This window comes from Mesorhizobium sp. M7A.F.Ca.CA.002.09.1.1, from assembly GCF_003998555.1.
Classification (GTDB): domain Bacteria; phylum Pseudomonadota; class Alphaproteobacteria; order Rhizobiales; family Rhizobiaceae; genus Mesorhizobium; species Mesorhizobium ciceri.
Map to the genome: position 1 here is coordinate 1 of NZ_RZRR01000175.1, position 7,837 is coordinate 7,837.

Here is a 7,837-nt window from a genome sequence, read left to right on the forward strand (position 1 = left end):
CAAGGATGCCGCCCAGAAATCCGAAAACGTCGTCTCGCTGCCGCGCAAGCGTCCGCCAGGCGAGCCGGCTCCCGACGCCTATGCCGCGATCGACGCTTTCGCCAAGCCCGATACCGACCTCAACAAGGGCCTGCGCACGATCAAGGACAATGATCCGTCCTTCGAGCCGAAGGGTTTCGTCGACGGCGCCAAGATGGCTTACGAGATGATCGTCATGGCCTATGCCGACGGCGATCGCAAAACGCTGAAGAACCTGTTGTCGCGCGAGGTCTATGACGGTTTTGTCGCCGCCATCGGCGAGCGCGAGGCCAAGGCGGAAAAGATCCAGTCCTCCTTCGTCGGCATCGACAAGGCCGATATCGTCTCGGCCGAGATGAAGGGCGGCGAGGCGCATGTCACGCTGCGCATCATCAGCGAGCTGATTTCGGCGACCCGCGACAAGGCCGGTGCCGTCATCGACGGCGACCCGGAAACCGTGGCCGAGGTCAAGGATGTCTGGACCTTCGCCCGTGACACGCGCTCGCGCGATCCGAACTGGAAGCTCGTCGCCACCGAGGAAGAAGACTAGGGAATACGCGGCGAGGCTCCGGTGTCGCTATCGCCTCTTTTTGTCGAGAAAGCCTTCGGCGATCTGCCCGGCTGGGGCGATGACGACCATTCGGCCGCCTTCGCCGCCTTTCGGCGCTCGGCCTTCCATGTCCTGACCAAACCCTATCGCAGCGGCGCGCTCGGCGTCGACTTCGACGCCTTTGCGGATGTCTACGCCGAGGCCCGGACCGTTTCGCCGGCGAATCGGTCGCCGGTTTTGACCCGCGGCGAAGCTCGCGCCTTCTTCGAGCGCCATTTTGTCCCGGCGCTTATCCCTGCCGAAAATGGGCTCGTCACCGGTTTCTATGAACCGCAGGTCGAGACGTCACCGGTGCGCACGGACCGGTTTTCGGTGCCGCTGCTGTCGCGCCCGGCCGATCTCGTCGATATCGATGACGCAAACCGGCCGCCGGGCCTGGACCCCTATCTCGCTTTCGCGCGCCAGACGCCGAACGGGCCGGTCGAATATCATGACCGTGGCGAGATCGAGCGCGGCGCGCTTGATGGCAAGGGCCTGGAAATCGCCTGGTTGGCCGACAAGGTCGATGCCTTCTTCATTCACGTGCAAGGTGCCGCACGCCTCGCCATGACCGACGGCCGGCTTGCCCGCGTCACCTATGCCGCCAAATCCGGCCAGCGCTTCACCGGACCAGGCAAGGTCCTGAGCGAGATTGGCGAGATCCCGCTGGCGGAAGTGACGATGCAATCGATCCGCGCCTGGTTCAAGGCGCATCCGGACCGCGTCGACGAGATCCTGTGGCAGAACCGCTCCTACATTTTCTTCCGCCCGGCCGATGTCGAGGACGTTGCCCTTGGTCCGATCGCCGCCGCCAAGGTGCCGCTGACGCCGGGCCGCTCGATCGCCGTCGACCGCCTGCTGCACACATTCGGCACGCCCTTTTACATCGACGCGCCGACGCTCGCCGCCTTCGACGCAAAACCATTCCGCCGCCTGATGATCGCGCAGGACACTGGCTCCGCCATCACCGGGCCGGCGCGGGGCGACCTGTTCGCCGGTTCGGGCGATGCCGCGGGCGAGATCGCCGGCGTGGTCCGCAATGCCGCGGATTTTTATGCGCTGGTGCCGCGCGCGCTCATTGCGGGTGCGGTCCGATGACCCGGCGCCCGGACAAGCTCAGCGAGGACGACCGGGTTCTGTGGAACCTGGTGGCGCGCACGGCCAAGCCGCTGAAGGGGAAATTTGCCGTGGACATCCCCGAAATTCCTGCCGAGGCCAAGCCAAGCCAGTCGCAGCCCGCCCAGCCCGTCGCCAATGTCGCAGGGACCGCGAAGCCGAAGGCGCAGCATGTCACGCACCGCCTCGACGAACCGACGCTGGACAAATTGTCGAAGGGCCGGCTGCCGATCGAGGGCCGCGTCGATCTGCACGGCATGACGCAGGACGAGGCCTACTCGCTGCTGTTCTCGTTTCTGCACCGGGCGCATGCCGGCGGCGTCCGCTATGTCCTGGTCATCACCGGCAAGGGCTCGTCCTCCGGCGGCGATGGCGTGTTGCGGCGCGCCGTGCCGGCCTGGCTGTCGACGCCTGCCTTCCGGCCGCTCGTCTCCAGCCACGACCATGCCGCCCGCAATCACGGCGGTTCGGGTGCGCTCTATATCCGCCTGCGGCGGGTCCGTTCATGAGGATGGGCGCATGACCCCGTTCGGCGAGAAGCTGCGGACGCTGAGAAGCGAACGTGGTGTCCGCCAGAAGGACATGGCGGCGGCGATCGGCGTCAGCGCCGCCTATCTGTCGGCGCTCGAACATGGCAGGCGAGGCGCCCCGACCTGGACGCTGATCCAGAAGATCATCGGCTATTTCAACATCATCTGGGACGATGCCGAGGAACTGGCGCGGCTGGCCGAGGCCTCGCACCCGCGTGTAAAACTCGACACGTCGGGTCTTTCCCCCGCCGCCACCGAGCTCGCCAATCTGCTGGCGGAAAACATCGAGAAACTCGACGAAACCGAGCTTCGCCGCATCACCGCATCGATCCGCGGGGCGTTGAACCAGCGGCCGTAGCCTGACGGTCCGCGCCGGTACAAGTTCGCCTGCCTCACGAGGACACTGCCCGCCGGCGGGCAAAGTGGTGAGATCATTTCTTGCCGGCGGTGCCGCCATTTCCACCCCGGCCATGATCGCCGTGGTCGTGGCCATTGTTTCCGCCGCCCAGGCAGTCCGACGCCCCGGCATCACCGCAACAGCGGCCGGCCCAGAGGTCGTTGAGGTTGGCTTTGGCACAGCTGGTGGTCTGATCGGCCATGGCGGATCCGGCCATGCTCGACACCGCGATAGCGGCAAGAAGGGTGTTTCGCAGAAAAGCAGTCATCTGAAGTCTCCATGGTTGGTTTCGGTTCACGGCTGTGTGTCGCTGGCCGGAGCGAAATGGTTCACGGAGAAATGCGAATTCTGGCGGAGGGCCCATCGATTTCGTCATCCACGGGCGGAGCGGACGCGCAGACCCGAGGATCCATGCCGCGAGTTGCGAGCGTCGCGACGGGGCAAAAGATCTGGTGATGACGGTATGACGATTGCAGGCGCCTGTTCCTGCGCCGCAGCGTTCTTCATCGGCATCACGGCATGGATCCCGGGGTCTTCGCGACGGAGCTTCGCTCCTGCTCAGCCCTGTGATGACGAAGCGTTGGATGCCGCCCCTAGGGAAGCCGCCGTTGCCGGTGCCTACTGAACCGCGCCGACCAGAACTTGCTGGCCACCGCGGATCGAGACCCAGCGGCCGGTGTTGTCGATCGCCTGCCGCTTGAGGAAGCGGTAGCCGGTCGCGTCCCATGGCTTGACCTTGTCGGTCAGATTGTCGAGCACATAGTCGCCCTCGTCGGTGCGCACCGTCAGCACGGCGTGGCCCTCGCCGTCGGGCTTGCGCACGACGGTGATCAGAAGATCGGCAAGCGAGATGCTCATGCGCGAAAGCTGGCGTCGCTTTTCCAGCACATAGTCCTCGCAATCGCCGACGCCCTTGTCGGGATAGGCCCAGACCTCGTCCTTGCCGTAGATGTCCATGTCGCTCATCGGCTTGACGGCGGCGTTGACCCTGGCGGTGACATTGAGAAGCTTGCGCATCAGCGCGTCGGTCATCGGAGCCGGCGCCAGATTGGCCGGGCGGATCGAGCACTCGCCCGGATGCAGCTTGCAGAAATCATAGTGGCCGATCGGCTGCGAGGTGAGCCCCCCGGTCGCCATCGCTCCACCCGCCAAGGCCGGTGCCACCCAGCCCGCCGTCATTGCCAGCCCGGCCGCCACATACACGCGCAGCCGTCGCGCCATCGATGAGGAAATCATTGTCCCCGCTCACCCTTTGTTATTAACGAAAGGTTAAGGGGGATTTACAGTCCGTGTCAATTACGACGACGGTCGGATTGTCGGCATGGTTACCCGAGGGGCTGGACAGCGGCACTTGTGCAACAGAATCAGCCAGCCAGCCGGCTTTTACCGGTCAATCGCATGGCTTGTCGCCGTTAAGCTTGGTTTTATGCAAATCATCGTCCCAAAACCCGCAATTTTGGACGACGTGCATTATCTCTTGGCGGCGCGGACCAGCTTCGGCTTCGCCGCGACACGCTCCTGGCGGCCGTAGCTGGTGATGAAGTCGACGATGCGCGGCACGATTTCGGAGCGGAAGCGAGAACCGTTGAACACGCCGTAATGGCCGACCGCCGGCTGCATGTAGTGGGCGTGCCGCTCAGCCGGGATATTGGGGCAAAGATCATGCGCTGCCTTGGTCTGGCCAAGGCCTGATATGTCGTCGTTCTCGCCTTCGACCGTGAACAGCGCGACGTTGCGGATCGCCGACGGATCGATCCTGGTGCCGCGATGCGTCATCTCGCCCTTTGGCAAGGCCTGCCGCACGAAGACGGTGTCGACGGTCTGCAGGTAGAATTCGGCCGTCAGGTCCATGACCGCCAGATACTCGTCGTAGAAATCGCGGTGCTTCTCGGCATTGTCGCCATCATGCTTCACCAGATGCATGAAGAAGTCCTTGTGGGCGATGATGTGGCGATCGAGGTTCATGCTCATGAAGCCGGACAGCTGCAGGAAGCCTGGATAGACCTCGCGGCCGAAGCCTGGCACCGGCCACGGCGCATGCATCACGACATTGTCGCGGAACCAGTCGATGCCTTTTTCCTGCGCCAGCAGATTGACCGCGGTCGGGTTGCTGCGCGTGTCGATAGGCCCGCCCATCAACGTCATCGTCGAGGGCACGAACGGGTCGCCCTTGGATTCCATCAGCGCCACGGCGGCCAGCACCGGCACGGAAGGCTGGCACACCGCCATCACATGCGTGTCCGGCCCGAGCGTGTGCAGCATGTCGATGACATAGTCGATGTAGTCGTCGAGATCGAATTGGCCGTCGGCAAGCGGCACCATGCGGGCATCGACCCAGTCGGTGATGTGCACGTCGGCATAGGGCAGCATCGCTTCCACCGTGCCGCGCAGCAGCGTCGCATAATGGCCCGACATCGGCGCCACGATCAGAAGCTTCGGATCGGGCTTGCGCCCGGCGGGGACAGCGCGCTCGAAGCGCACGAGATTGCAGAACGGCTTCGACCAGACGGTCTTCTCGGCGACCTCGACGCTCTTCCAGTCGACCACGGTCTTGCTCAGGCCGAAGGCCGGCTTGCCGTAGCGGCGCGTGGTGCGCTCGAACAGTTCGGCCGTCGCCGCGATCGAACGGCCCCATTGCGTGTGGGAAAACGGATTGAGCGGATTGGAGTAGAACATCCGCACCGCGTCGGCATAGAGGCGCGCCGGCTGCAGGGCGGCGTGGTTCATCTCATAGAGCTGGTAGAACATCGAGAAACCCCGCTGCTGCCTGCGACCGAAGGCACGACGAGCAGCGCCGAGCCTAAATGTCTCGCGGGGAAGTTAACAACTAATTGCTGCGATGCAATACGTCACGCTGCGTGACCAATGCTTCTTTGGTTCAAGGCCATGGAAATCGGGGCCGAACGGTGCCAGCCGGCTCAGTGTGCGGCTGCGAAATGTGTAGGTAATGTGTCCGGCCCTTGCCGGACACAGGAAGCTCTAGACGCGCGCCATGCACACGGAAGTGTGGCCGGAGCCGATGAAGCCGAGCTGGCCGGCCGCGCCCTTCGACAGGTCGAGCACGCGTCCCTTGATGAACGGACCGCGATCGTTGATGCGCACGACGACGCTGCGGCCGTTGTTCTTGTTGGTCACCCTGAGCTTGGTGCCGAAAGGCAAGGTGCGATGCGCGGCGGTCATCGCCGACGGGTTCATGCGCTCGCCCGAGGCGGTTCTGGAGTGCAGGGCGTACCACGAGGCGCGGCCGCACTGGGCGGCGGCGGTCGCCGAAGAAGCGCCGACCATCAGGCCAGCAGCGATCGTTACCGCGACAATCGCGGTCTGTTTTGGGTTCTTCATATTTGGGGGATGGCTCCGTTTTTGACAGACCCCAGCCGTTAGGTGCCAAATAAGGCGGGAAATGCGGCAGTGATCTGGCGGTTCCGTGGCAATGGCACACGTTTGGAGTCGCTGGGTAACAGTCTGTCAGGGATTTTCCGGCACGCGATGATCAATCAACGATGATCTTTGTGTTGCTATCGGGCATCCGTTTGACAAGATCGAACATTAATATCCAAGTAGAGCTCGGCGCGGCCGGGCCACTTCCTTTGGCTCTTTTATCGCGGTCCCGATGCTGTAACCAATCGACTTCAAAAGGGAGATCCGGCAATGAGGCTGACCAAAAATCTGCTGGCGTTGATTGTGCTTGCCGTCGGCGCGCTGTGGTCGCTGCAAGGCATCGGCGTTGTCGGCGGCAGCTTCATGACCGGCCAGTCGCAATGGCTCTATATCGGCGTCGTCACCATGCTGGTCGGGCTGATCGGGTTGGTGTGGGCGAACCGGTCAAGCGGGTGAGCTTGATGAAAGGTCGACCCCACTCCGGCCCTTCGGGCCACCTCTCCCCCGATCGACGGGGGAGAGGAAAAGCGCGAGCTCGCCGACCTTGGCTCCTTTCCTCTCCCTCCGGAGGGGGGGAGAGGTGGTGCTGCGAAGCTGCGACGGAGTGGGGGAAGGCGGTCCTCCAGGGCCCTGCCCCCGACAGCCCTACCCGAACAGCCGATCCAGAATCTTGCCCTCCAGCCGGGCCAGCTCCACCGAACCGCGCCGGCGCGGCCGTTCCACGGGCACATCCAGATCGAGCGCGACCCGGCCTTCACTGATCACCACGACCCGGTCGGCGAGCGCGACCGCTTCGGCGACATCATGCGTGACCAGCACGGCCGTGAACTTCTGCGCGATCCAGATGCGTTCCAGAAGCTGCTGCATCTCGATGCGGGTCAGGGCGTCGAGTGCGCCGAGCGGCTCGTCGAGAGCCAGGATCTGCGGGTGGCCGACCAGCGCGCGGGCCAGCGCCACGCGCTGCTTCTGACCTCCGGACAGCACCGAAGGCCATTCGTCGGCCCGGTCGGCAAGCCCGACCTCGCCGAGGATGTCGAGCGCGCGGTGCCTCGCTTCGCTACCGGTGGCGATGCCGGTCAGCCCGACCTCGACGTTTTTCACCACGCTGGCCCAGGGCAGGAGCCGTGGCTCCTGGAACATGAAGCGCGTGCGGCTGTGTCCTTCCTCTTCGACGCCGAAGGACAGCGATCCCGATGTCGGCCGGTCGAGCCCGGCCAGAAGCCGCAACAGCGTGCTCTTGCCGCAGCCGCTCTTGCCGATGACGGCGAGGAACTGCCCGGCCGGCACGTCCAGGTCGATGCCGTCGAGCACGGTCTTGTCGCCGAAGCGCTTGCCGGCATGCCTGAAGGCAAAGGCCCGCTGTCCTTCGACGGAGCCGATCGGCCGCACCGGCGTGGCGACGAAGGAACGGGCTGCGGTCAGGCTGGCGGCGGTCATGGGCAATCTCTCATCCGTTCTGGAAGGCCGGATGCCAGCCAAGCGACAAACGCTCGAGCAGGCGGGCGAGGCTGTCGGCGAGCTTGCCGAGCAGCGCGTAGATCAGGATCGACAGCACGACGACATCGATCAGCAGGAATTCGCGCGCCTGCATGGCCATGTAGCCGAGGCCCGAACTGGCCGAGATGGTTTCGGCGACGATCAGCGTCAGCCACATGATGCCCAGGGCATAGCGCAGGCCGACGAAGATCGACGGCAGCGCGCCGGGCAGGATGACGCGGAAGAACAGGGCGCGCCGGTCCATGCCGTAGACGCGGCCCATCTCGACCAGCTGTGGGTCGACGCTCTGGATGCCGAGCAGCGTGTTGACGT

General features: G+C 64.5%; 11 protein-coding genes. 5 read left to right on the forward strand and 6 right to left on the reverse strand.

All coding sequences use genetic code 11. From position 1 onward, the window contains the following. The 4 genes from EN994_RS10415 to EN994_RS10430 all read left to right on the forward strand — a co-directional run. Positions 1 to 568, forward strand: a 568-nt coding sequence (locus EN994_RS10415; RefSeq protein WP_127307519.1) for a Tim44/TimA family putative adaptor protein, incomplete at its 5' end; no start/stop codon positions are given. A 21-nt stretch (positions 569 to 589) separates the two neighbouring features. Next, complete coding sequence (locus EN994_RS10420) at positions 590 to 1,705, forward strand: murein transglycosylase A (protein WP_063169605.1); 1,116 nt, start codon at positions 590 to 592, stop codon at positions 1,703 to 1,705. Then, positions 1,702 to 2,232, forward strand: coding sequence for a Smr/MutS family protein (locus EN994_RS10425; protein WP_024502221.1), 531 nt, complete (start codon positions 1,702 to 1,704; stop codon positions 2,230 to 2,232). The genes EN994_RS10420 and EN994_RS10425 overlap by 4 nt, the downstream gene beginning before the upstream one ends. 10 nt (positions 2,233 to 2,242) lie before the next feature. Beyond that, positions 2,243 to 2,611 carry a helix-turn-helix transcriptional regulator gene (locus tag EN994_RS10430; RefSeq protein WP_063169606.1) on the forward strand — a complete coding sequence of 123 codons (369 nt, stop codon included), beginning with the start codon at positions 2,243 to 2,245 and terminating at the stop codon, positions 2,609 to 2,611. Between the two features lie 73 nt (positions 2,612 to 2,684). On the opposite strand, the gene EN994_RS10435 is transcribed toward EN994_RS10430, so the two are convergent. The 4 genes from EN994_RS10435 to EN994_RS10455 form a co-directional block, all read right to left on the reverse strand. Then, a complete protein-coding gene (locus EN994_RS10435) occupies positions 2,685 to 2,852 on the reverse strand; it encodes a hypothetical protein (protein ID WP_245441843.1) in 168 nt (55 codons plus the stop codon). A gap of 416 nt (positions 2,853 to 3,268) precedes the next feature. After that, positions 3,269 to 3,886, reverse strand: coding sequence for a transglutaminase-like cysteine peptidase (locus tag EN994_RS10440; protein ID WP_013528717.1), 618 nt, complete (start codon positions 3,884 to 3,886; stop codon positions 3,269 to 3,271). Between the two features lie 234 nt (positions 3,887 to 4,120). Continuing rightward, positions 4,121 to 5,398, reverse strand: a complete 1,278-nt coding sequence (locus EN994_RS10450) for a polyhydroxyalkanoate depolymerase (RefSeq protein WP_063169608.1) — start codon at positions 5,396 to 5,398, stop codon at positions 4,121 to 4,123. Between the two features lie 231 nt (positions 5,399 to 5,629). After that, positions 5,630 to 5,989, reverse strand: coding sequence for a septal ring lytic transglycosylase RlpA family protein (locus EN994_RS10455; protein WP_013528714.1), 360 nt, complete (start codon positions 5,987 to 5,989; stop codon positions 5,630 to 5,632). 309 nt (positions 5,990 to 6,298) lie between these two features. On the opposite strand from EN994_RS10455, the gene EN994_RS35345 reads away from it, so the two are divergent. After that, entirely contained in the window at positions 6,299 to 6,484 is a 186-nt protein-coding gene (locus EN994_RS35345; protein WP_024502222.1) for a hypothetical protein, read from the forward strand. Positions 6,485 to 6,673: 189 nt separating this feature from the next. On the opposite strand, the gene EN994_RS10465 is transcribed toward EN994_RS35345, so the two are convergent. Next, a complete protein-coding gene (locus EN994_RS10465) occupies positions 6,674 to 7,465 on the reverse strand; it encodes an ATP-binding cassette domain-containing protein (protein WP_063169609.1) in 792 nt (263 codons plus the stop codon). A gap of 10 nt (positions 7,466 to 7,475) precedes the next feature. Then, the coding region (locus EN994_RS10470; RefSeq protein WP_127307520.1) for an ABC transporter permease subunit at positions 7,476 to 7,837 on the reverse strand (362 nt) is incomplete at its 5' end.

Excerpts from the sequence above, each read along its gene's own strand:
- EN994_RS10425 (WP_024502221.1), top strand. The coding sequence starts at position 1,702 with ATGACCCGGCGCCCGGACAAGCTCAGCGAGGACGACCGGGTTCTGTGG.
- EN994_RS10430 (WP_063169606.1), top strand. The coding sequence starts at position 2,243 with ATGACCCCGTTCGGCGAGAAGCTGCGGACGCTGAGAAGCGAACGTGGT.
- EN994_RS10435 (WP_245441843.1), bottom strand. The coding sequence starts at position 2,852 with ATGGCCGATCAGACCACCAGCTGTGCCAAAGCCAACCTCAACGACCTC.
- EN994_RS10440 (WP_013528717.1), bottom strand. The coding sequence starts at position 3,886 with ATGATTTCCTCATCGATGGCGCGACGGCTGCGCGTGTATGTGGCGGCC.
- EN994_RS10450 (WP_063169608.1), bottom strand. The coding sequence starts at position 5,398 with ATGTTCTACCAGCTCTATGAGATGAACCACGCCGCCCTGCAGCCGGCG.
- EN994_RS10455 (WP_013528714.1), bottom strand. The coding sequence starts at position 5,989 with ATGAAGAACCCAAAACAGACCGCGATTGTCGCGGTAACGATCGCTGCT.
- EN994_RS35345 (WP_024502222.1), top strand. The coding sequence starts at position 6,299 with ATGAGGCTGACCAAAAATCTGCTGGCGTTGATTGTGCTTGCCGTCGGC.
- EN994_RS10465 (WP_063169609.1), bottom strand. The coding sequence starts at position 7,465 with ATGACCGCCGCCAGCCTGACCGCAGCCCGTTCCTTCGTCGCCACGCCG.